Source organism: Streptosporangium sp. NPDC000095 (assembly GCF_042899335.1).
Lineage (GTDB): Bacteria > Actinomycetota > Actinomycetes > Streptosporangiales > Streptosporangiaceae > Streptosporangium.
Genome location: NZ_JBIAZS010000011.1, coordinates 197004 through 218864 on the forward strand (window position 1 = coordinate 197004; position 21861 = coordinate 218864).

Consider the following 21861-nt stretch of genomic DNA (forward strand, 5'->3'; position numbering starts at 1 on the left):
CAGGAGCGGGCCGGGACGCCGGTCAGATTGGGCCGATCCCCCAGTGGTGGACGGCGCGGTCGCCGGGGGCGAGCCTGATGACGTCCTCACCGCTGCGGAAGGCGTTCGGCGGGCAGGTCATCGGCTCCACCGCGAGCCCCAGACGGCGGTGACCCTCCGGCAGGGTGTCACCGGTGTAGAGCTGGAGCCACTCGATCCCCTCGCCTGCCCACAGCTCGACCCCGGTCCCGTCGGGGGCCGCCAGCGTGACCCGCACCCGGCCGTCGGCGCCGCGCTCCAGACCGGTGAACGCGGTGTCGAGCTCCGTCCCGCCGATCGGGCGGGGGACCCTGAAGTCGTACTCGGTGCCCTCGACGTCGTGGCGGCCGGTGGGGATCTTGCGGTCGTTCACCGCGATCCACTGGGCTGCGGGGAGTTCCAGGAGGGCATCGTCCAAAGCGCAGAGGGTGCCCAGGGACAGGTAGGGATGAGCCCCGAAGCCGTACGGCGCGTCGGTGGCGCCGACGTTCTCCACGCTCACCTCGACCTCCAGGCCGGCCGCGCCCAGCGCGTACCGGACGGAGAAGTCAAGGACGTGCGGGTAGCCGAGCTGGGGGAACAGCCGCATCCCCAGTCGGATCGAGCTGTCGTCGTGGAAGAGGACCGTCCAGGGGAACGACCGGGAGAAGCCGTGGATCGCGTTGCCGGTCTTGGGCTCGCTCAGCGCGAGCTGCCGCTCCTCGCCGTCGAACGTGTAGCGGCCGTCCTCGACCCTGTTCGGCCAGGGAAGCAGCGGCAGCCCCGCCCCGCCGAGCGGGGGCTCGTCCTCGGGAAAATCGATGACGAGCGGACGGCTGTCCAGGGTGAGACTCCGTAGTCCTGCTCCGAGCTCGGTGACGACGGCCTGGAAACCGCCGTCCGAGATGGTGTGTTGGGCCCCTGTGGGCGCGATGTTTTTCACCCGGCAATTCAACACCTCCTGCTGCCGCCCCCCATCCACCAACCACCGCGCGGCTGAAAGAGAATGATGACCGGAAACGGCCCCCACGGGTCACTTGCTTTCCTCTAATCGCTCCTTGTGCGCGCGCGTGGAGAGATATCCCCAGCCTCGAAACCGGATGCTCCGTTGGTTGAGGACGTGGCGGCGCTGCTCCTTCAGGATCGTGCCGCCGCGCCGGGCTGTTAGGTGAGTTCGAACCAGACAACGGTTCCTATGAGGTCGCGGTGGAAGCCCCAGCGGGTGGCGAGGTCGTTGACGAGGAGGAGTCCTCGGCCGCCGGTGGCATTGGGTCGGGGATTTCCGGTGTGGGGGATCCGGGTGAAGCCGGGGTCCTGGACGGTGACGATGACGCCGCGCAAGGTGAAGGCCACCGTGACGACAAACTCCCGTGGCCGGTCGACCGGTGTGACGTCCGCGCTTCCGGCGTTCGAGGTTCCGGTGTCGGCGGGTTCGGTGCTGGTCAGTCCGCTGGAGTGTTCGATGGCGTTGGTGGCGAGTTCGCTGGTCAGGAGCACGGCGTCGTCGCGGAGCGGGTGATCGTCGCCGAGGATCTCGGCGACGAAGTTCCGTGCGGGCCTGACCTGGTCGGTGGTGGCCGTGAACCGCTGGGAGATGACGGGAGCGTGGTTCGGCGTCGTCGACCAGCCGGGTATCCGGCCCGGGTCCGGCGACCAGAGCGCGGCCGGGTGAGCCGGTCGGGTGGCGTCGCCGGTCGTGGTCCGGAATCGGTCGGCGAGCACGCCGACGAGGACGGACAACAGTCGTACGGTCATCCCGGTCACCTCCCTTGCTCGTGATCTCGGCGTTCTCACAACCTCCGGCGACCCCGATGTCCCTGTCGGCTGTTCGGTGGTCGGTGCCGACCGGCTGGTCCTGCTGTTCGGGGTGAGGGTGGAAGTCCTCGATGTGCCGCATCCGCGCGGCAAGTTCGGCGGGGGTGTCGGCCTCGACAAAGCCGACGTACTGCCGATATCGAGTGGGGGAAAATGCCCACCAGCGCCCGGTGGCGTGGCCGTACCAGGGACACCAGTCGGGAAAGCGGAGCGTCAGCGTGCGCAGTGCCCGGAGGTCTTCGCCGGGCTCGTGCCGAAGGCTCTCCGCATCCGCCTCGATGAAGGACGTGCTCATGCCGTCGCCCCTTTTCGGTGTGTCTCGCGTGGCCACACCCCGGGCGGCAACTTCCGCCCGCACGGCGTCACAGCCTGTCGCGCGTCGGGTTTCGTCCCGACCTGCGACGCGCCCCAGGGGAACGGCGTTCGGCTGATGATCAATCGCCATCTTGGGGCGGCGGTTGCGGGCACGGTGGCGCTGGCGTCGCTCATGGATCGCGACTCCTTTTCGATCAAGGGACTCCGCATGGCCTGGTCCACCTACGGCGTTCCGTTTTACGTGACGCTGACTGGCGCCCATAGTCGAAGTCACGGATGGTGTTCAACAAGACACAATGCGTCGCGCCGATGCTCGTGCGACGTATGCGACGGATCACGAGGGCAGACGTGATTGGACAATCAACAGCGAATGCCTCCACGGAGTGGCAGGAGTTCGGTCGCACCCTGCGAGCGTGGCGGGAGCGCCGTGAGCTGAGCCTGCGCGATCTCGCCGAGCGGGTCCGGTGGCACTTCTCGCTGATCGGCAAGTGGGAGCAGGGGAAGCACCGTCCGCCTGTTGAGGCGATCACGGCCCTCGATGCCGAACTCGACGCGGGGGGCGAACTCATGGCACGGGCACTTCGTGCGGCCATGGTTGACGCCGATCAGTTGCGGAAGAGTACCGTCGAGGTAAAGACCTCAAGCTGGGACGAGGGCGAGGATATGGAGCGCAGACGGCTCATCCGGGATGCCGCTGTCGTTGCCGTCGGCGGTGCCGTGGCGCCTGCGTTGGCCGCTCTGACGGATGCTTGGCAGGCGTCTGAGCCTCGGATCGCCGGTGCGAGCGTGTCGGGGGTGATGATCGACGATTGGGAGGACGCCGCCGCCGCGCACGCGAAAACCGCCCGCACCGAACCGCCCGCAGTCGTCCTCACCGCGCTCGCCGCTGACTTCGCTGAGATGGCGCCCCACCTTGCCCGTAAGCAACCCGACGCTGTACGACGAGATCTGACCCATGCCGCCGCCCGACATGCCGCTTTGATCGCTGGAAAGTGGACCGACATGGGCAATCGCCGACAGGCGCGCCGCTGGTGGAGAACAACCAGAGCGCTCATCGACGAATCCGGAGATCGGCTGCTCGCCTCCTGGTTGCGTAGCCGTGAGGCGCTCCACCGGCGCAGTGATCCAGCCGAGGACCTCACGGAGGTTCTCAAACTCTCCCAGGAGGCTCGCCGTCTGGCCGGTCAGCAGCCAACTGCTCCGCTTGTGGCCGCCTTGACCGCAGAGGCGAAAACACTCGCGGCGATGGGGTCTCACACGGACGCAGTCGGCACACTGCGAGAAGCCGAGAAGATGTTCGACCGGCTTCCGGCCCTGACCGGCGCGTTTCACAGACTTGGCGAACGCGGACTGTGGTTCGATCGGAGCCTGATCTACACCCTCGCGGGTGATGTGAAGAACGCTGCTCAGTCGCAGGACGCCGCCGAAGGTCTGTATCCCGTTAGCGATCAGACGTTGCCCCGGATTCGATTGCACCGTGCCGCGCTGCATGCTCGCACCGATCCAGAGCAGGCCGCACAAGAGGCCTTCAAGATTGTCGATGATCTTTCCATCGAGCGCTGGATGACCCGCTATGCGATGGATGCAAAACTCGTGCTCGGCGCTCTACCTGAGCAGGCCCGTGCTCTGCCTGCCGCTCGTGAGCTACGCGCGCTGACTGCCAGCCGGTCGGTCTGAATCGAACACGACGCCTCGGCTTTCGGAGGTCAGGATCGAGGCAGCCGAGGCCGCGAGCCTGCACCCACAGTATTTCCAGCCGCTTGGGCAAGAGTCGTGCGTACACTCAAGGCATGACCGCCGCCCATGACTACGACGACGTACACCACCTCGTCGAGCAGCTGACCCCCGACCAACTGGTCGAGGTCCGCGCCCACGCGCTCCGGCTGGTCACCGGCCGCCAGACCTTCGTGCCATGGAACGAACTCAAGCGGACAGCTGCTCACCTGCCGCGCATCGACTACGCCGAGTTCCGCAGCGACGTCGATGTCGCGATCGATCAAGACACCCTGCTCGGGGACGCTCGGTGAGCGACCAGCACAGCCTCTTGCTGGACACCTCCGCCGTCATCGATCTCGAACGACTCGACGAGCAGCGCATCGCCGACGTTCTCGGCTGCCGTCCAGGCGATTTGCGTCCGGCGATCAGCTCCATCTCGATGGCCGAACTCGCGGCAGGCCCGCACGCGGCCAAAGCCGCCGACACACGAGCCGTACGGCAGGCGGTACTGCAGTGGGCGGAGTCCACCTTCGATCCGATTCCTTTCGACACCGACGCAGCGCGTGCCTACGGAATCATCTACGCCCTCGTGTTGGACCTCGGCCGCCAGCCACGTAAGCGACTCGCTGATCTGTTGATCGCATCGGTCGCTGCAGCCAACAGCCTCCCCTTGGTGACCCGGAACCCCGACGACTTCGCCGGGCTAGAGTCCCAGATTCAGGTGATCGCCGCCTGAAACGGCCACCTCAAGGAGGGATGGACGGGTTGTAAAGACGACGCCCTCAGAACGATATTCGCCTGATCGTCAGGACCAGGTCTGGCCCTCGGGGGTGTCGACGACCTTCACGCCGAGGGCGGCGAGCTCGTCGCGGAGGAGGTCGGAGGCGGCCCAGTCCTTGGCGTCGCGGGCTCGTGAGCGCCGATCGAGCAGTTCGGCGGCGCCTTCGGGCAAGGTCTTCGGCCTGACCGCTTTGCCGATGTCGAGGGAGAGGTCCAGGGCGAGGATCTGGTCGAGGTGCAGGAACGCCTCGAAGCGCGAACCGGGGGAGATCGAGCCGTCGCGCTCCAGCTCGCGCATGAGCCGCAGCGCGAGCGGGGTGTCGAGGTCGTCGTCGAAGGCGGCCTCGATCCGGGCGACCCGGTCGGCGGGCATCGGGCCGCTCGGCGACTCCGACCACTCGGCCACCTGGCCGCGCCAGCGGCGCAGGGTCTTGTCGGCGGCCCGCAGGGTGTCCCAGGTGAGGTTCATCTGCTGGCGGTGGCGGTGCTCAAGCAGCGCGAGCCGTACGGCCAGCGGGTCGAGACCGGCGTCGGCCACGTCCTTGAGCAGGACGACGTTGCCGGTGGACTTCGACATCTTGCGCCCGTCGAAGAGCAGGTGCTCGCCGTGGACCCAGTGCCGCACTACCTCGTGCCCGGCGGTGGCGTCGGACTGGGCGCGCTCGTCGTCGTGGTGCGGGAAACGCAGGTCGATGCCGCCGGTGTGCAGGTCGATGTTCTCGCCGAGGAAGCGCAGCGACATGGCCGAGCACTCGATGTGCCAGCCGGGGAAGCCACGGCCCCACGGGGTCTCCCAGGTCAGCCCCTGCTCGGAGGGCTTCCACAGCGCCCAGTCGGCGTGGAAGCGCTTGCGCGGGTCGACGGCCTCGATCCGGTGGCCCGGCCTCAGCTGGTCGAGCCGGTTGCCGGAGATCTCCCCGTACGTCGGGAAGGATGCGGCGTCGAAGAAGACCGAGCCGTCGGGGGTCGCGTACGCGTGTCCCTTCTCGATCAGCTTGGCGATCATCTCGATCATCAGGTCGATCGACTCGCTCGCCCGGGGCGAGTGCTCGGGCGGGCGGATGTTCAGCGCGGTCGTGTCCGCCACGAAGGCGTCCTCGTAGAAGCGCGCGACCTCGAGGATGCCCCGCCCCTCGGCTCTGGCCTGGGCGAGCACCTTGTCCTCGCCGGAGGGGTCGATCTCGGTGTCGTCCACCAGGTGCCCGACGTCGGTGATGTTGCGGCAGGCCACCACCCGGACCTTCTGCCGCTCGCTGACCCGCCTGATCAGGTCCGCGAGCAGGTACGACCGGAGGTTGCCCACGTGGGCCGACCTGTAGACGGTCGGGCCGCAGGTGTACATCCGCAGGGAACGGCTCCCCTCGGGGACGATCCGCTCGACCCGGCGATTCCGTGTGTCATACAGGCGCAGCATGTGTCGAGCCTACGCAATCGACCGCACCCCCACACGGAACGGGCTTCACGCACAACAATCAGACACTACTTTCGAGGAAGGCGAGGATCTCGCGGTCGCCCCGGTCGCGCAGGCGGGTGATCACCTCTTCGCGGGTGCAGCCCTCCGACAGGCCGATGCGGGCGCCGATCAGGCGGATGCCCTCCGCCTCTGAGGCCACCGGCGCCGTGTAGCCGATCAGGTGCAGTGCCCGGTTCAGGGCGGGCAGGGTCGGTGAGGCGGCGGGCAGGTAGCGGGTGAGCAGCTCGCCGCCGTCGGAGACCGTGAGGAAGACGTGGTCGCCCTCGGAGGCGTTGGCGGCGATCAGGACGGGACGGATGGAGCCCATCGTCGGCTGGTTGTGCCAGCTGATCACCACGTCGCCCGAGGGGGTGGCGGCGGTGAGCTGGCCGCCGGGGGCCATGCCCAGGTGCGCGGCGAAACCGGTCGGCAGCGGCGAGCCCGAGCCGCGCAGGTGCTCGGCGTTCACGTCCACCCGGTGCCACCAGCGCCCGTCGCGGCTGCGGAAGCAGCGCCGGGTCTCGGAGACGTCCCTGCGCGGCTGGTAGTCGGCCTGCTCGGCTCCGGCGACCCTGATCCACCCGCGCTGCGTACGCTCGAAGCCGGGCCCGCCCGCGTACGCGCGGACCGAGCTCTCGCTCACGTCGTAGCGTTCGGTGAGGTTGGTGACGATCGTGTTGACCGATGCCTCGCCGTTGGCCCGTTCGATCTCCCGGACGATCATCTCCCGGATGCCCAGATACTGCTCGCCGCCCCAGCGCGCGAGCCCGTACTTGTTCCGGTCGACCCGCAGGAAACGGTCGTCGGCGGTGAGCTGGTTGCGGATGCCGACGAGGCTGTAGTCCTCGCCGATGCGTTCCTGGATCTCCTCGGGGGTGAGCGGGCCGCCCGCCACCGCGAGCACGGCCTCGGCCTTGTCGTTGACGCTGCGCGGCCAGGGCACCACGTGGTTCTCCAGCACGCGCAGCTGGGGCACCGCGATGAGCCAGCGCTCCGCGACGTCCTCGCGGATGCCGAGCTGGCTGGCGAGCGTCACGGCCTCGTCCATCGGGCGGGGCCCGTCGGTGAACAGCTGCCGGGTCTTCTCCCTGAGCTCGTCGGCGCCTCCGGCGACCAGCCAGCCGTCCACCTGCTCGTAGCCGGTGAGCAGGGTCCGTACGAACCGCCAGGAGGGGATGCCCAGCGTGGCGAGCTCGGTGCGGTGCCAGGGGACGGCGGCGGCGAGGTCGTCGGCGGGTACGGCGGAGCCCAGCCGGCCCCGCAGCCACGACACGTGGGCGATGAGCGGCGCCGCGTCCTCCTTGGCGAGCCAGGCCTCGACGTGGTCGCGCAGGTCGCGTTCGATCTGCCGGATGCGCTCCCTGGTGACCGAGAACCGCTGGGCCAGGTCGTCGAGGGTGGCCCGCTGGGAGGCGTACAGCCGGTCCCTGGCGATGGCCCGCTGCCGCTCGTCCAGTGCGGTGAAGACCTCGTCGATCAGCTCGGGCAGCGGCCGGTCGGGCCGGGAGGGGCGAATCCTGGTGACGCTCTCCTCGGTGATCGGTTCGAGGAGCCGTTCCAGCACCCCGGTGAACAGCTTGTGCACCACCTCGCGGCCGAGTCCTTCCGGCGTGCGGGCGCTCGCGGCGGGGTCGGCGAACCTGAGCAGGGGGAGGACGTCACCGAGCATCAGGTGGCCCCAGCACGCCAGGGCGAGGTCGGCCAGGCGGCCGGCCACCTCGGACGTCCCGATGGTCGAGCAGGCGGTGTCGAGCGGGAGCGCCTGCCACCACGCCTCGGGGAGGCGGGGGTCGGTCGCGATCGGCGCCACCTGGCCGGGAGAGGTCCAGCGCAGAGGTGGCGCGATGTCGCTCAAACTGAGGTTCATTGAGGTCCAACCGGCAAAGGGGAATATATCCGCATTTCAGACTATGTGGTCAGGTAGGAAGGAATGGACTTGCCCGTCCGTAATGAGAAACGTAAAGAAGTTCCCTGGCCCGGGTGCAGGCCACATACAGCAGGCCGCGTTCCCGCTGAAGGTCGTGTGCCCTTGCGGCGGGGTCCTCGCCGATCGGGGTGAGGGAGTCGAGGTCGGGGACGATCCCCTCGGTCACGCCGATCACCGCGACCCGGCGGAACTCCAGTCCCTTCATGCCGTGCAGCGTCGTCACCCGTACCCCCAGATCACGCAGAGCGGCCCGCGCGTCACGCACGAGGCCGGCGGTCCTGGCAGCCACCGCTATCTCCTCGGGCGTCACACCCTCATTCACCCACTGTCCCACCTGTGCCACCAGACCCGTCAGTTCGTCCTGCGGTGAATCGTAGGCGCGGACCATCGGCCGGAGCCCGTGCCGGGTGCCCCTGAAGCCGTAAAGCTCCTGCACACCCTTGACGAGCCCGTCGGCGGGACCGCCCCCGCGTAATCGGACTCCCCAGGACAGGATCTCCCGTGGGAGCCGGTACGACACTCGCAGACGCTGCTGGATCGCGTCGATTCCCACGGCGCCGAGCGTCACCCGCGTGTCGAAGATGCGCTGGTGCGGGTCGCCCACGATGAACAGGTCGTCGCGGGCGTGCGGCACCGCCGCCCGCAGCAGCCGCCACTGCGCCGGGTGGAGATCCTGCGCCTCGTCCACGATGATGTGCCGGTACGGCTCCCGCGCGGGCTCCGCCTCCTCCAGCAGGTCCCCCGTCGTCTGGCCGAGCAGCACCGACGCCTCGGAGGCGAGCTGCAGCAGGGTCCGCTTGCCGCGTACCCGCAACTGCTCGGTGACGTGCTCGACGGCCCTCCACACGGAGGCGCGCTCCTCACCGGACAGTTCGACGCTGCGGCCGGGGCGGGGGGCCGCCAGATACTCGTCCAGGGTCCGCAGGTTCTGCGCCAGGACCACCTGCTCCCACTCGCGCAGCAGGAACGCCGGGCTGTGACCGGTCTCGGTCTCCTCCCAGAGCGCGGTCAGCTCGGCGGCGCCGATCAGCGAGGGCGGGCGCCCCTCGGCCTCGGCGACGACGCGGTGGGCGAGCCGGTCCACGTTGCCGACCTCGATCCGCTTGCGGACCACCTCGTCCTCGATCAGCAGGTCGAGCCTGGTCGCGAGCTCGGCGCTCAGCCCCTGGGAGAAGGTGACGAGCAGGATCTGCCCGCTCGCGCGCCTGGCCAGGTAGGCGGCCCTGTGCAGGGCGACGAGCGTCTTGCCGGTGCCCGCGCCTCCGGTGACCAGCGTCGGCTGCTGGTAGGACTCCCAGTACGCGAGCCGGTGCTGCGGCGGGTGCAGGAACACGCACCAGCCGGGCGCGTCGAGCACGCGGTTCAGCTCGCGCGGATCTTCGACGAAGACGGCGCGGTCGGGGCTGCGCACGAGCGCGGCGCCGAAGTCCTCGGGATTGATCGGCTCGGGGCCCGCGGCGACGGCGCGGCAGTTCTCCAGCTCCCGCCACGCCCCGGCCATCGACTCGCCCCTGGCCAGCGCCGCCAGCGGCTCGTACTGCGTCGGGGGCAGCAGCGGCTCCAGCGCCTCCAGGGTGAGCTGGTCGGTGATCTGCCTGACCAGCGGCAGGAAACGACCGTCGACCCCCAGTTCGGCCAGGTCGCTGTCGCAGATGTCGACGAACAGCCGCGTCGCGGACGCCTCGGCCGCCCGGCGCACCGCGGGCCGCACCCGGTCCAGCGCCTCGGCGTCCCACATCTCGACCACGCCCAGCGCCGTGTTCACGCCGAACCGGTAGCGCTGCGCGTACGCCCACGCCTCCGCGTCCGGCAGCACGGTGAGCAGCCAGTACACGTCCCGCTGCTTGACCACGACGCCCCGGTACCGCTCGGCCAGCCACAGGGTGGCCACCCGGGGGTCCCTCGCCCCCCTGACCCGCTCGGGGTGCGGGGCGCCCGCCACGTTCTGAAGGAACCTGCGCGTCGAGACCACGACGTCCCTGCGCACCGGCTGGGCCAGGGCGCCGAGTTCGACGGGGAAGTCGGGGGAGATGGCGAGGCGGGGCATGGGTCAGGCCAACAGGGACAGGAGATCGCGGTCCCCGCGTTCTCGAAGCCTGGTGAGGAGTTCCGGGAAGCCCACGGGGCCCGTCATGCCGACCCGGGTGGCGATGACCCGCCTCGCCTGCTCGGGAGTGCCGCCGGCCGCGGTGTAGCCGACCAGCCGCAGCGCCCGCGCCGTCGTCTCCACCTCCTCGCCCGCGAGCGGCAGGTGCCTGGCCCGTAGGACCCCCTCGTCGGACAGGGTGAGAAACAGGTGACTGCCCTCCTTGGCGCCCACGTCCTCCAGGAGCGTCCTGAGCGACTCCAGCACGGGCCTGTCGTGCCAGCTGAGTACCAGTTCGCCGACCGCGCTGCTGACCGTGCGGCCCTCGCCCGGCGACATCCCGAGGTAGGCGGCGAACCCGCTGGGCAGCGGGCACTCGGTGCCCCCGAGGTGTTCTTCGGTGACGTCGATCCTGAGCCACCAGCGGCCGTCCGGCTGCCGGAAACAGCGCCTGGTGAGCGAGACGTCCTTCAGCGGGCGGAACGGGGCCTTCCTCGGCTCCCCGCCGCCCGGCGGCTCGCCGGTCCCGTCACCCGGCTTCTCCACGGTGAGGGCCGGGGCGCCGTTCGAACGCTGGGGAGACCGCTCGCCCGCGCCGAGGATGCGAAGCTGCGGGACGTTCTCCAGCCACTCCTTGGACACCTCGGGGTGAATGCCCAGCGAGGAGACCATGTCGAGGGCCTTGTTGATCGTGAGCGGCGGCTTGGCGCCGCTGATCATGTCGCGGGTACGGTGGCGCAGCTCGGTGATGTCGCCCTCCACCAGCCACTCGTCGACCAGGTGGTAGCCGGGGAGGGTGGCCAGCACGAACTGCCAGGCCGGTACGTCGAGGGAATGCAGTTCCCCGGTGTGCCACTCGGCCGCGTTGATCAGACGCTCCCTCGGCGCGGCCTTGCCGAGGATTTCCTTCACCCCCTCCAGGTGCTCCCGGTACGGGGCGGCCTCGTCGGAGGCGACCCACTCGGCGAGTTCCCGGCGCAGATCGGCCTCGATCTCGCTGATGACCTCGGGAGACACCGCGAAGAGCTTGGCCAGCGCCTCCACGGTCGCCGGGGCGTCGCTGAACAACCTGTTCTGCGCCACCGCCCAGCGCTTGTCCTCCACGTTGGCGAAGACGCCGTCCAGCAGCGCGTGCAGGTTCTTCCGCACCGGCCGAGCCTCGTCGCCGTCGTCGCGGCCCTCGTCGTCACCCTCGTCACGCCTGTCGGCCTCGCCGCTCTCCGCGACCGGCTCGGGGGCGTCGGGGAGTGCGCGGGCGTCCTCGGAGTCGTCCTCGTGGGCGTCTTCCGCGCCGGTCTCAGCTGTCTCGGCGGCGGGCTCCACGTCCGGCTCGGAGGTTTCCGCAGCTCCGGCTTCCGTAGATCCGGCTCCTGCGGCTCCGGCTTCCACGGCCTCGACTTCCGAGGGTTCAGCCTTGGTTTCCGCGGGTCCGTCCCCGGTTTCCGCAGGTTCGTCCCCGGTTTCCGCGGCTCCGGTTTCCGTGGCCTCGACTTCCGAGGGTTCAGCCTCCGTTTCCGCAGGTCTGTCCCCGGTTTCCGCGGCTTCGACGTCCGCGGGTTCGGCCCCGTTTTCCACTGGACCGGCCCCCGCGGGCTCGGCCCCGGTTTCCAGGAACCCGGCTCCGGTTTCCGCAGGTCCGGCTCCGGAGGCGGGCTCCGCCTCCCCGGGAGCGGGCGCGAACCGGTCCTCCGGTACGAACGCGCTCGCCCCCTCCCACGGGAAGGCGTCATCCCGCTGGAAGGTGCTCGCCGACGGGCTCTTCCTCGTCGAGGCGGGCTGGAAGAGCGATCCGGGGGCCTCGTCGGGGCGGCGGGCGTCGGTTACCGGTGGCTCCCGGCGGGCCTTGCGCTTCGGCAACACCATCGGCTGCACGGGGGCCTCGGGCTCCGGCGTGGGAACGTTCTCGGCCTCTTCCGGCACGGTCTGCGCGCGGAGGTCCGCCACGACGGGCGGGCCGTCCGGCGCCCGGAGCCCTCCGGCGACGGATCCACTCGCGACGGACCCGCTCTCGGCTCCCTCGCCCGCGAGGGCTCCACGCGTGGCGGCACCGTCCGCGACGGGCCCGTGAGCGGCCCCGGCCGCCCTGGAGGACGCGGCCCCGGAGGACGCGGCCGCGTGCGCCGGCGGGATCGCGTGGGCGGGGACCGCCAGGCGCGTGAAGACCGCCGTGAACAGGACGTGCAGCAGGGGGACCGGCTGGATGAACGGCTGGTCGCGCAGGTCGTGGCCGGTCAGCGCGAGAAGGCCTGACCAGGACCCGGCGCGGTCGAGGGCGATGGCCGTGGAGGGCTCGTCGGCCTCGTCCGGGTCCAGGACGTGCAGGGCGGGGAGCACGTCACCCAGGGCGGCGGCGGGCCAGTGGTTCAGGACGATCGAGGCGAGGATGTCGGCGAGCCTCTCCGGACCCAGCACGGCGAGCACGCGGGCCATCGGCAGGCTCCGCCACCAAGCGTCCGGTAGGTCGGGCTGTTCGCGCAGAAGTGGGATCGTGGCCGCGTCGCTCCAGCGCAGCGGCGGCACGAGGTCACTCAGACAGAAGTTCATCCGTTCCCTTCACCAGCCCCTCAAGCCGCCCGAGTCACCCCATGTGGCCGGGGAACGAGACTCATGGAACAGACCATAGTCTGGCAAATTACCTCGGCGCATTGGGTGAGTTCAGCGGCGTACGGCCGCGAACCGCAGTCTCACGTAGTCGGCCATCCACCCGCTCTCCCGACGCAGGGCGGGGGCGGCCAGCTCGTTCACCCGCCGGAGCAGCGGGTCGACCATCTCCGCGGGCACCTCCTTGAGCAGCGAGCCGGCGAACATCCGCACCCAGTCGGCCGCCCCGCCGGGGCACTCGTCGAGCGGGGTCGGCCGGTCGAAGTATTCCAGCAGGCGGACGGTGAAGCCGCCCTTCTCCAGCCGCGTGGCGTATTCGGCGGGGGTGGGGAAGTACCAGGGCAGGCCGGGCTCGGGCAGCCCGTACTCCCGCCAGGCGGTGGACAGCGCCGCCGTCAGCGCGGCGCAGTTGCCCGCGCCGCCCATCTCGGCCACGAACCGCCCGCCGGGCGTGAGGGCCTCGCGGACCCTGCTGATCACCGCGTCCGGTTCCTGGCCCATCCAGTGCAGGGCGGCGTTGGAGAAGACCGCGTCGTAGGGCTTGGCCACCGTGAAGCTTCGGCCGTCGCCGACGACGAAGTCCAGCCCGGGATGCTGCGCCTGGGCCTTCTCGATCATCGCCTGCGATCCGTCGATCCCCAGGACGTAGGCGCCCCGGGAGGTGATCTCGGCCGCGAGCATTCCCGTGCCGCAGCCGAGATCCACGATGCGCTCCCCGGGCTGCGGGTCGAGGAGGTCGACCAGGGGGGCGCCGTGCGCCGAGACGTACCCGAAGCTGTTGTCGTAGGCGCGAGCGTTCCACCTCATCAAGCTCGGGGTGTCGTATCGCAAGACGATCAGCTCACATTCTGAGACGCGAAGCCTCTTATCGGTACTCTCCAGACACTTTAGAGCCTCTGGGAAGTCGCGACATATCAGTCTCAGCAGCCTCAGCGGCCTCAGGGCTATCTCACCTTGTCGGCCCACTCGCGCTGGAGATAGGCCCTCGCCGTGTCGATCTCCGGGATGGTGAGGACCACCGGCCTCGCGTTGGTGGCGGGGAGTTTCGCGGCCAGCTCCTGGTCGAGGGTGCCGCGCATCTGGAGGGCCTCCATCCTCGCGGGCCTGGCGTAACCCTTCAGGAACAGGTTCTGCCCCTTGTCGGAGAACAGGAACTCCTGCCAGAGCCTGGCCGCGGCCGGGTGCGGGGCCCGCTTGTTGATGGCCTGCACGTAGTACGCGCCGAGCACGGCGTCGCCGGGAATCATCACCTTCCACGTCTTGTCGGCGGCGGCCCGCTCGGTGTTGTTGTAGTCCCAGTCGACGAGGACCGAGGCCGCCTTGGGGGTGGCCGCGAGGTTGCCCGCCTTCTTGAGGCGGTGGAAGAACTCCACGCCCCGCTCCGCCCGCGCCTCGCCGCCCCGCAGGGAGGTCGCCATCACCCCGTTGAAGGCCGCGGAGACCTCTCGGGGGTCGCCGGGCAGCGCGACGCTGTGGCGCGGCTTGAGCAGGTCGGAGAAGGACGCGGGGGCCGTGACCCTGGTCGGGTCGTAGCCGATGGACATGTAGCCGCCGTACCCGGCGTACCAGAAGCCCCTGTGGTCCTTCAGGCGGTCGGGGATGTCCTGCCAGCCCTGGACCCGGTACGGGGCGAAACGGGCGGCGTTGGCCGCGGCGACGTCCATGCTCAGGTCGAACACGTCCGGTTTGAGGTCGTCCGCGGCCGCGATCTCCCGTGCGCTTCCGGCGTCGGGCTCCAACTGGTGCACCTTGATCCCGTACTCCTCGGAGAAGGTGTCGATGATCTCGCCGTAGTTCACCCAGTCGCGCGGCAGCGCGATCACCGTGAGCGCCCCCTCCTGCCTGGCGGCCTCCACGAGGCGCTCCATCGTCGAGAAGCCCTCCTTGAGGGAGGCGGCCTGCACGTTGAGAGGCGGGAATTGGACGTTCTGAGGAGCCGGGGCGCCACATCCGGCGATCGTGGCCGTGAGGATCACGGCGGCTGCGGCGCTGGTACGTACGGTCACGAGCGGAATGCTCTCCGCTGTCATTCCCCTGGTCGAGCAGGCGCGACGCTTCTTAGCGAACGGCTTACACGTGTCTTGGCGAGCGGCTTACCCACCGGGCGCCCATCCTGACCGGTCAAGGGTTCCGAGAGTCCCGGCGAGACTCCGGTGAGGTCTGTGGCTTACCCGCAGGGCGCCCGTCCTGACCGGTCGGCGGCTCCGAGCATCCCGGCGAGGCTCCGGTGGAATCCCCTGAGGTCCCCGGAAGTCCCCTGGAGTCCTTCGGAGTCTCTGTGCCGCCGTTCACGCGCCGGTGCGAGGCCCCCGGGGCCGTGGAGACTCGGGAACGACCTTCGCCGCGGCGAGCGTCTCCTCGGCGATCTCCACCAGGACGCCGTTCCGCCTGCGCACACCGAGCACGCCGTCCCGCCAGAACTCCAACTCGCCGACCGCGTCGCGAAATCCCTCGGGGACCCTTCTCCGAGTGGTGACTCTTTTGCCCACGTCGGAAGGGGTTATGGTGATGCTCAGGCGAGCGCTGACATGAAAGGCCACCGGCTTTTGCCCCCTCCCGTTTCAGAGACGCGGCGGGCACGGCAATACTAGGGCTTAGCAACTCGCGGTCGAAGTCGTGCCTAGGTGCGTAAAGAAGAAGGAGCCCGAGGTGACCTACGTCATCGCGCAGCCTTGCGTGGACGTCCTGGACAAGGCGTGCATCGAGGAGTGCCCTGTCGATTGCATCTACGAGGGTGAGCGGATGCTCTACATCCACCCCGACGAATGCGTCGACTGCGGCGCGTGCGAACCGGTGTGCCCGGTGGAGGCCATCTTCTACGAGGACGACCTTCCCGAGCAGTGGAAGGACTTCTACAAGGCGAACGTGGACTTCTTCGAGGACCTGGGGTCGCCCGGCGGCGCCTCCAAGGTCGGCAAGATCGAGAAGGACCACCCGGTCGTCGCGGCCCTGCCCCCGCAGGCCGAGAGCCACTAGGAGTCGGTGTCCGAGGGGGCGGCCGCGACGGCCGTTCCCTCGAGCCGCCGTCGCCGGACCCCGCTCCGGCGAATCACACCGCCATCGCCGGACCCTGTTCCGGTGAATCGCATCGCCATCGCGGGACCTCGTTCCGGCGAAATCCCTCGCCATGTCATCGGCGGGCCCAGTTCCAGTGAAAGACGACGGCTGATCACCATGAACGCCACTCCCGACCGGTCAGCGGCTTCGAGTGCCCCGGCGAGGCTCCGATGAACGGCCTGCCGGACTTCCCGTGGGACCGGCTCACGCCGCTGAAGGAGCTCGCGGCGTCGCACCCGGACGGGATCGTCGACCTGTCGGTGGGCACGCCCGTCGACCCGGTGCCCGCCATCGTGCGGCAGGCTCTCGCGGATGCCTCCGACAGTCCCGGATACCCGCTGACGTACGGCACCGAGCGCCTCCGCTCGGCCGCCGCCGGGTGGCTGCGACGCAGGCACGGCGTGATCCTCGACCAGGCGAACGTGCTGCCGCTGATCGGTTCCAAGGAGTTCGTGGCCTGGTTGCCGACGTTGCTCGGTGTCGGCCCGGGGCAGCGGGTGATCCTGCCCGAGCTCGCCTACCCCACCTACGACGTGGGAGCGCGGCTCGCGGGCGCCGAGCCGTACGCCACCGACGGGCTGCTCGCGCTCGGTCCCGAGCGGGTGCCGCTGGTCTGGGTGAACTCCCCGTCCAACCCGACCGGCAGGGTGCTGCCCGCCGAGCACCTGCGCAAGGTCGTCTCGTGGGCGCGTGAGCACGGCGCGGTCGTGGCCTCCGACGAGTGCTACATCGAGCTGGGCTGGGAGGAGCGGCCGGTCTCGATCCTGCACCCGGACGTCTGCGGCGGCTCGCACGAGGGCCTGCTCGCGGTGCACTCGCTGTCCAAGCGCTCCAACCTGGCCGGTTACCGGGCCGGGTTCGTCGCGGGAGACCCCGCGCTGGTCAAGCGGTTGCTGGAGATACGCAAGCACGCCGGCATGATCATGCCGGCGCCGGTCCAGGCGGCGATGGCCGTGGCCCTGGACGACGACGAGCACGCCGAGGAGCAGCGGGCCCGCTACGCCGCCCGCCGTGCGGCGCTCCGCCCCGCCCTGGAGGCGGCCGGCTGGAAGATCGAGCACTCCACCGCGGGCCTGTACCTGTGGGCGTCCAACGGAGCCGGCTGCTGGGACCAGGTCCGCGCGCTGGCCGGGAAGGGAATCCTGGTCGCGCCCGGCGACTTCTACGGGACCGCGGGCGAGAGGCACATCAGGATCGCCGTGACGGCCGACGACGAACGCGTCGCTGCGGCGGTGCGGCGCCTCCAGTAGGATCGCGCGGCATGACCCCCGAGGTCGTCGTGATATTCGGACTGAGTGTGGCCACGCTCGTCCTGCTGTTCGTCGCGTTCCTCGCGACGACGCGTCAGGACGGGGAGGCCGACGAGTCCGAGCGCTCCGGCGAGACGCCCCTGCCCTCGGTTGAGGCCGCGCAGCCGTCGGCCCAACCGTCCGCGGGCCATGTCGGCATCGACTACCCCGACCCCCGCACGATCAGGGTCGGCGACACGATCGAGTGCCAGGGGGTCCGCAGCAGGGTCCTCGGCGCCCTGTACCTGTCGTGGCAGGGCACCCAGTGGACCGAGTACCGCCTCGACGACGGCACCCGCCGTCCCCAGTGGCTCTCGATCCAGATGCGCCCCGGGCTGGCCACCGATGATCCGCCGCACCTTGAGGTGCTGCTGTGGACGCAGGTGCCCACGGAGGGCATGATCCCCGCCAAGGCCACGCTGAGCGTCGAGGGAGTCGACTTCTTCCCCGTCGACCGGGGCACCGCGGCCTTTCGGGGCGAGGGGGTCACCTCGATGCCCGAGCGGGGCCTGCTCGACTTCGCCGACTACCGGGCCGCCGACGGCCGCCTGCTCAGCTTCGAACGCCTCCAGGGCAAGCGCTGGAGTGCCTCCCACGCCCAGCCCCTCGCCCCCGGCACGATCAAGATCGAAAAGAAGAAGGGCAGCTAGGCCACACGCCTCCGATCACTCCGACGCCCTGTACGTCGACCCGAACCCGACCTGTCCGGTCGCGATGTGGACGCACTCGTCGCGTAGCGAGTCGCGGTGGGGCCCGCCGGGCTCCTCACTCACGGTGTACGAAATGCGGGGTGTGCGGGGCCGCCGTCCCCGGCAGGTCACGGACGATCAGGACAGATCGACTTTCCTGGCGGAGGCTTTCGGGTCGGCCCGCCAGCCGTCGTGGCTTTTCGCGGCCGTCCATGCCTGGCCGTCGTAGCGGATCCCTCCCAGCCCGAACTCCTTGGCGTGGGCGATCGACCAGGCGGCCACCAGCCAGCCGCGCTTGCGCGAGGAGGGTTCGAAGGCGCTGCCCGCTCCGAGCGCCCTGGCGAGCTCGCGCGCGGCCCTCCGCTCGTCGGGGAGCGGGGTCTTGCCCGTCGGGGCGGGGAACCAGCAGTGCACCGCCTTGGGCACGCGCCCGGTGAACGCCGCGGCGAGAACCTTCCCGTCCTCCTCGTGCTGGGCGTACGCCGACCCGTCCGCCGAGCGCTGCACGGCCTGGGCCGCCTCGTGGAGCGGCAGCTTGCGGTAGTTTCGCACCTTCACCAGCGCGGAGAAGAACCTTCCCGAGGCGTAGACGGGGTCGACGAGCTGCTCGGGCCTACCCCACCCCTGGGAGGGGCGCTGCTGGAACACGCCGACCGAGTCGCGGTCGCCGCCCGTCAAATTCTCCAGCTTGGACTCCTGGATGCCGGTGGCGTAGGCGATCACCACGGCCCGCTCGGGCAGCTTTCTGCGGGCCGCGACGGCCGCGATGACCGCGGCCACCTTGGCCTGTTCGAGGTCCAGCTCCAGAGATCCCTCGGGCGTAGTGATCTTGCATCCCTCACCGAGGTCGACGAGCGGTGTCACCTTTCTGAGAAGGCTGAGAAGACCCACGGTGATGGCCACCGCGAGCACGGTCACGATCGCGATGATCGCGATGACCCCTTTTGAGAAGCGCCGTCGCACGGTCAAGAACCTACAGGTCCCCAGCGATTGCGCGGTCTGGTAGAACGCCGCGAACGTAGGCTCCGGCCATGACCCAGAGCGATGCCGGCCCGCTGCCCGCGGCCGTCGACGAGCTGTGGCGGCGCAGGGCCGAGTTGAGCCCCGCCGACACCGAGGCCCGCGCCGTCGTCGTGAGCGCGGTGGACGTGCTCGACAGCGGCAAGGTCCGGGTCGCCGGGGTCTCCCGCGCCGGCGAGGTGGTCGTGGACGAGCGCGCCCGGCGGGCCGTCATGCTCGCGTTCCTGGTGCTCGGCACGTCCAGGTCCCAGGTGGGCGACTTCCACCACCACGACCGCGTCCCGCTGAAGGCCTCCGTCGAGGGGGTGCGCGTCGTGCCGGGGGCGATCGCCCGCTGGGGCTCCTACCTGGCGCCGGGCGTCGTGCTGATGCCCTCGTTCGTCGACATCGGCGCCCACGTGGACGAGGGCAGCACGGTGGGCACGTGGGCCTCGATCGGCTCGTGCGCCCAGATCGGCAGGAACGTCCACCTGTCCGGAGGAGTCGGCGTCGGGGAGAGCGGCGACCCCGGCAACGAAGAGGCCTTCCTCGCCGCCGAGGAACGGACGGTGCCCGCGATCGTCGAGGACGGTGCGATGATCGGCGGCCGGGCGGTGATCGCCGATGGAGCCCGGGTGGGACGGGGTGCCGTGGTCGGCGCCGGGACGATCCTGTCGGGCTCGACCCCGGTGATCGACGTGCGGACGGGCGAGGAACTGGAGCCCGGGCGCGTCCCCGACTGGTGCGTGGCGACCGGAGGCACCCGTCGGCGCGAGTTTCCCGGCGGCGCCTTCGACCTGGGCTGTGTCCTGGTGCTCGAACGCCTGAAGGACGGCCACAGACCAGGCAGGGCCGAACTCGACCGCGTCCTGCGCGGATAGGGTCGTCGGCGCCCGGACCGGTGGGGGCGCGGGTGGGACGGGAGGACCGTTCGGATCCGGCGCGGGCACGGCGGGTTTCCCACGGGGCGGGACCTCGTGCGGGCTCCCTGGGCGTGGGATCTCGTGCGGGCACCCGGGCGTGGGCGTGGGACTCGTGCGGGCACTAGGGTCGCGGGCATGAGTACGCGTCTGGACCTCACGCAGGATGTCGGGGAGCTCACCGCCAGGATCGTGGACGTCGAGTCGGTCAGCGGCGGCGAGAAGGCCCTGGCCGACGCCGTGGAGGAGTCCCTGAGGCCGCTACGGCACCTCACCGTCGAACGCGACGGCGAGTCGATCGTGGCCCGCACTCATCTGGGCCGCGGCGAGCGGGTGGTGATCGCCGGGCACCTCGACACCGTTCCCGTCGCGGGCAACCTGCCCAGCCGGGTCGAGGGAGACCGGCTGTACGGCTGCGGCACCTCGGACATGAAGGCCGGTGTCGCGGTCGCGCTGAAACTCGCGGCCACCCTTCCCGAGCCCAGCAGGGACGTGACCTACGTCTTCTACGACTGCGAGGAGATCGAGGCCGAGCGTAACGGGCTGCTCCGCCTCAGCCGCACCCGTCCCGACTGGCTCGCGGGTGACTTCGCCGTGCTCATGGAGCCCACCGACGGCGTGATCGAGGGCGGCTGCCAGGGCACGCTCCGAGCCCAGATCGTCATCCGGGGCAGGCGCTCGCACAGCGCCAGGTCCTGGTTCGGGATCAACGCGATCCACGCCGCCCAGCCGGTGCTCGCGATCCTGAACGCCTACGAGGCGAGACTTCCCGTCGTGGACGGCCTGGAGTATCACGAGGGACTGAACGCGGTGGGCATCGGCGGCGGCATCGCGGGCAACGTGATCCCGGACGAGTGCGTGGTGACCGTGAACTACCGCTTCGCTCCCGACCTGTCGCTGGACGAGGCGCGCGCCCACGTACGCGAGGTCTTCGACGGGTACGAGGTCCGCTTCACCGACGGCGCCGCCGCCGCGCGGCCCGGCCTGACCCATCCGACGGCGTCGGCCTTCGTCGAGGCCGTCGGCGGCACGCCGCGGGCCAAGCTCGGCTGGACCGACGTCTCGCTCTTTTCCGGCCTGGGCGTGCCCGCCGTCAACTACGGTCCCGGGGATCCGAACCTGGCGCACCAGAAGGAGGAGTTCGTCTCGTTGGCGAAGATCGCCGACTGCGAGCGCGGAATGCTCGGCTGGCTGTCGTGAGGGCTTGTTCGCGGCGTGCGCGGGCCTCGACGAGCGAGAGCCTGGAGGGGCGGTGCAAATGAAAGTGGCTTTCCTCGCCGGCCATTTGGCGGGGAAAGCCACTTTCAGTCCCGAGCAGCACCCTCGTTCGGTTAGACGTGAGCTGTTCAAAGTCCGGTTCCATGTTTTCATGGAGATTTTTCAAGATTTTTCTGAGACGACGCTACGGTGGCCCGCATGAAGAAAACACGTCCGGAGCGTCGCCAGGGGGCCGCCGTGGTCCGTGGTGACCTCGTCTCCGAGTCCACCCACGACCAGCGGCTTCTTGATCGGAGGGGTCCCGCCGACTGGCTGCACATGGATCCGTGGCGGGTGATGCGCATCCAGGCCGAGTTCGTGGAGGGCTTCGGTCACCTCGCCGAGCTGCCCCAGGCGGTCACCGTCTTCGGGTCCGCGCGCACCCCCGAGGGCACCCCCGAGTACGAGATGGGGGTTCAGCTGGGCAGGAAGCTGTCCGAGGCGGGCTACGCCGTGATCACCGGTGGCGGCCCCGGCTGCATGGAGGCCGCCAACCGGGGAGCCGTGGAGGCGGACGGCGTCTCGGTCGGCCTGGGCATCGAGCTGCCCTTCGAGCAGAGCATGAACGAGTACGTCGATCTCGGCATCGAGTTCCGCTACTTCTTCGTCCGCAAGACCATGTTCGTGAAGTACTCCTGCGGATTCGTCACGCTGCCCGGCGGTTTCGGCACCATGGACGAGCTCTTCGAGGCGCTCACCCTGGTCCAGACCCGGAAGGTCACCTCCTTTCCCGTGGTGCTGATGGGGACGGAGTTCTGGGGCGGCCTGATCGACTGGATCAAGAACACCCTCGTGGCGACGGGCAAGATCTCTCCGGTGGACGTGAATCTCATCCACGTCACCGACGACGTCGACGAGGCGGTCCGGATCATTGTGGACGCCGACAGCAAGAGGGGCCGCCTACTGGAGGACGAACGGAAGGCGGCCATGTCCACAGTCGGTGACGCCGAATAGTTGGCG

19 protein-coding genes are annotated in these 21861 nt (G+C 69.9%); 9 read left to right on the forward strand and 10 right to left on the reverse strand.

The genetic code is table 11. The features are described from left to right. Nucleotides 1-22 precede the first annotated feature (22 nt). Together ACFY3V_RS24485 and ACFY3V_RS24490 are read right to left on the reverse strand one after the other, a co-directional pair. The gene (locus ACFY3V_RS24485; protein WP_389776472.1) at nt 23-940 is read right to left on the reverse strand and encodes an aldose 1-epimerase family protein; all 918 of its coding nucleotides are present in this window, start codon (nt 938-940) and stop codon (nt 23-25) included. A gap of 221 nt (nt 941-1161) precedes the next feature. Continuing rightward, entirely contained in the window at nt 1162-1752 is a 591-nt protein-coding gene (locus tag ACFY3V_RS24490) for an ATP-binding protein (RefSeq protein ID WP_389776475.1), read from the reverse strand. A 651-nt stretch (nt 1753-2403) separates the two neighbouring features. Between ACFY3V_RS24490 and ACFY3V_RS24495 the strand changes: the two genes are divergently transcribed. The 3 genes from ACFY3V_RS24495 to ACFY3V_RS24505 all read left to right on the forward strand — a co-directional run bounded on the left by ACFY3V_RS24495 (nt 2404) and on the right by ACFY3V_RS24505 (nt 4579). After that, a complete protein-coding gene (locus ACFY3V_RS24495) occupies nt 2404-3804 on the forward strand; it encodes a helix-turn-helix domain-containing protein (RefSeq protein ID WP_389776478.1) in 1401 nt (466 codons plus the stop codon). A 113-nt stretch (nt 3805-3917) separates the two neighbouring features. Further along, nucleotides 3918-4154, forward strand: a complete 237-nt coding sequence (locus tag ACFY3V_RS24500) for a hypothetical protein (protein WP_389776481.1) — start codon at nt 3918-3920, stop codon at nt 4152-4154. Further along, entirely contained in the window at nt 4151-4579 is a 429-nt protein-coding gene (locus tag ACFY3V_RS24505; protein ID WP_362899025.1) for a type II toxin-antitoxin system VapC family toxin, read from the forward strand. Before ACFY3V_RS24500 ends, ACFY3V_RS24505 begins: the two co-directional genes overlap by 4 nt. Before the next feature lie 69 nt (nt 4580-4648). Here the strand turns inward: ACFY3V_RS24505 and cysS are convergent, their stop codons facing one another. The 7 genes from cysS to ACFY3V_RS24540 all read right to left on the reverse strand — a co-directional run bounded on the left by cysS (nt 4649) and on the right by ACFY3V_RS24540 (nt 15179). Further along, complete coding sequence (gene cysS, locus ACFY3V_RS24510; RefSeq protein ID WP_389776485.1) at nt 4649-6037, reverse strand: cysteine--tRNA ligase; 1389 nt, start codon at nt 6035-6037, stop codon at nt 4649-4651. 58 nt (nt 6038-6095) lie between these two features. Next, nucleotides 6096-7931: a sigma factor-like helix-turn-helix DNA-binding protein gene (locus ACFY3V_RS24515; RefSeq protein ID WP_389776489.1), complete on the reverse strand. Its 1836-nt coding sequence runs from the start codon at nt 7929-7931 to the stop codon at nt 6096-6098. A 61-nt stretch (nt 7932-7992) separates the two neighbouring features. After that, the gene (locus ACFY3V_RS24520) at nt 7993-10050 is read right to left on the reverse strand and encodes a UvrD-helicase domain-containing protein (RefSeq protein ID WP_389776492.1); all 2058 of its coding nucleotides are present in this window, start codon (nt 10048-10050) and stop codon (nt 7993-7995) included. 3 nt (nt 10051-10053) lie between these two features. Beyond that, nucleotides 10054-12633, reverse strand: a complete 2580-nt coding sequence (locus tag ACFY3V_RS24525; protein ID WP_389776494.1) for a hypothetical protein — start codon at nt 12631-12633, stop codon at nt 10054-10056. 111 nt (nt 12634-12744) lie between these two features. Continuing rightward, complete coding sequence (locus ACFY3V_RS24530) at nt 12745-13497, reverse strand: methyltransferase domain-containing protein (RefSeq protein ID WP_350947919.1); 753 nt, start codon at nt 13495-13497, stop codon at nt 12745-12747. A 137-nt stretch (nt 13498-13634) separates the two neighbouring features. After that, nucleotides 13635-14696: an ABC transporter substrate-binding protein gene (locus tag ACFY3V_RS24535; protein ID WP_362899035.1), complete on the reverse strand. Its 1062-nt coding sequence runs from the start codon at nt 14694-14696 to the stop codon at nt 13635-13637. 282 nt (nt 14697-14978) lie between these two features. Continuing rightward, the gene (locus ACFY3V_RS24540; protein WP_350947917.1) at nt 14979-15179 is read right to left on the reverse strand and encodes a hypothetical protein; all 201 of its coding nucleotides are present in this window, start codon (nt 15177-15179) and stop codon (nt 14979-14981) included. A gap of 160 nt (nt 15180-15339) precedes the next feature. Between ACFY3V_RS24540 and fdxA the strand changes: the two genes are divergently transcribed. The 3 genes from fdxA (at nt 15340) to ACFY3V_RS24555 (ending at nt 17686) form a co-directional block, all read left to right on the forward strand. Further along, nucleotides 15340-15666 (forward strand): ferredoxin, encoded by a 327-nt coding sequence (gene fdxA, locus ACFY3V_RS24545; protein WP_344902423.1) that lies wholly within the window; start codon nt 15340-15342, stop codon nt 15664-15666. A 251-nt stretch (nt 15667-15917) separates the two neighbouring features. Further along, complete coding sequence (gene dapC / locus ACFY3V_RS24550; protein WP_362899037.1) at nt 15918-16997, forward strand: succinyldiaminopimelate transaminase; 1080 nt, start codon at nt 15918-15920, stop codon at nt 16995-16997. Between the two features lie 11 nt (nt 16998-17008). Continuing rightward, on the forward strand, nt 17009-17686 hold the full coding sequence (locus ACFY3V_RS24555; protein WP_362899039.1) for a DUF4178 domain-containing protein: 678 nt from the start codon (nt 17009-17011) through the stop codon (nt 17684-17686). A gap of 177 nt (nt 17687-17863) precedes the next feature. Here ACFY3V_RS24555 and ACFY3V_RS24560 read toward each other — a convergent pair whose 3' ends face one another. Further along, nucleotides 17864-18643 (reverse strand): hypothetical protein, encoded by a 780-nt coding sequence (locus ACFY3V_RS24560; protein WP_389776501.1) that lies wholly within the window; start codon nt 18641-18643, stop codon nt 17864-17866. 113 nt (nt 18644-18756) lie between these two features. Between ACFY3V_RS24560 and ACFY3V_RS24565 the strand changes: the two genes are divergently transcribed. The 3 genes from ACFY3V_RS24565 to ACFY3V_RS24575 all read left to right on the forward strand — a co-directional run bounded on the left by ACFY3V_RS24565 (nt 18757) and on the right by ACFY3V_RS24575 (nt 21855). Further along, entirely contained in the window at nt 18757-19605 is an 849-nt protein-coding gene (locus tag ACFY3V_RS24565) for a 2,3,4,5-tetrahydropyridine-2,6-dicarboxylate N-succinyltransferase (RefSeq protein ID WP_389776504.1), read from the forward strand. A gap of 177 nt (nt 19606-19782) precedes the next feature. Beyond that, nucleotides 19783-20844, forward strand: coding sequence for a succinyl-diaminopimelate desuccinylase (gene dapE, locus ACFY3V_RS24570; protein WP_362899045.1), 1062 nt, complete (start codon nt 19783-19785; stop codon nt 20842-20844). A gap of 216 nt (nt 20845-21060) precedes the next feature. After that, nucleotides 21061-21855 (forward strand): TIGR00730 family Rossman fold protein, encoded by a 795-nt coding sequence (locus ACFY3V_RS24575; RefSeq protein WP_362899047.1) that lies wholly within the window; start codon nt 21061-21063, stop codon nt 21853-21855. Nucleotides 21856-21861 lie beyond the last annotated feature (6 nt).

Bases quoted from the DNA above. Each gene is read 5' to 3' on its own strand.
- ACFY3V_RS24495 (WP_389776478.1), top strand. From the start codon at position 2,404: ATGGTGTTCAACAAGACACAATGCGTCGCGCCGATGCTCGTGCGACGT.
- ACFY3V_RS24520 (WP_389776492.1), bottom strand. From the start codon at position 10,050: ATGCCCCGCCTCGCCATCTCCCCCGACTTCCCCGTCGAACTCGGCGCC.
- ACFY3V_RS24500 (WP_389776481.1), top strand. From the start codon at position 3,918: ATGACCGCCGCCCATGACTACGACGACGTACACCACCTCGTCGAGCAG.
- ACFY3V_RS24490 (WP_389776475.1), bottom strand. From the start codon at position 1,752: ATGACCGTACGACTGTTGTCCGTCCTCGTCGGCGTGCTCGCCGACCGA.
- ACFY3V_RS24575 (WP_362899047.1), top strand. From the start codon at position 21,061: ATGAAGAAAACACGTCCGGAGCGTCGCCAGGGGGCCGCCGTGGTCCGT.
- ACFY3V_RS24525 (WP_389776494.1), bottom strand. From the start codon at position 12,633: ATGAACTTCTGTCTGAGTGACCTCGTGCCGCCGCTGCGCTGGAGCGAC.
- dapE (WP_362899045.1), top strand. From the start codon at position 19,783: ATGAGTACGCGTCTGGACCTCACGCAGGATGTCGGGGAGCTCACCGCC.
- cysS (WP_389776485.1), bottom strand. From the start codon at position 6,037: ATGCTGCGCCTGTATGACACACGGAATCGCCGGGTCGAGCGGATCGTC.
- ACFY3V_RS24530 (WP_350947919.1), bottom strand. From the start codon at position 13,497: ATGAGGTGGAACGCTCGCGCCTACGACAACAGCTTCGGGTACGTCTCG.
- ACFY3V_RS24555 (WP_362899039.1), top strand. From the start codon at position 17,009: ATGACCCCCGAGGTCGTCGTGATATTCGGACTGAGTGTGGCCACGCTC.
- dapC (WP_362899037.1), top strand. From the start codon at position 15,918: ATGAACGGCCTGCCGGACTTCCCGTGGGACCGGCTCACGCCGCTGAAG.
- ACFY3V_RS24565 (WP_389776504.1), top strand. From the start codon at position 18,757: ATGACCCAGAGCGATGCCGGCCCGCTGCCCGCGGCCGTCGACGAGCTG.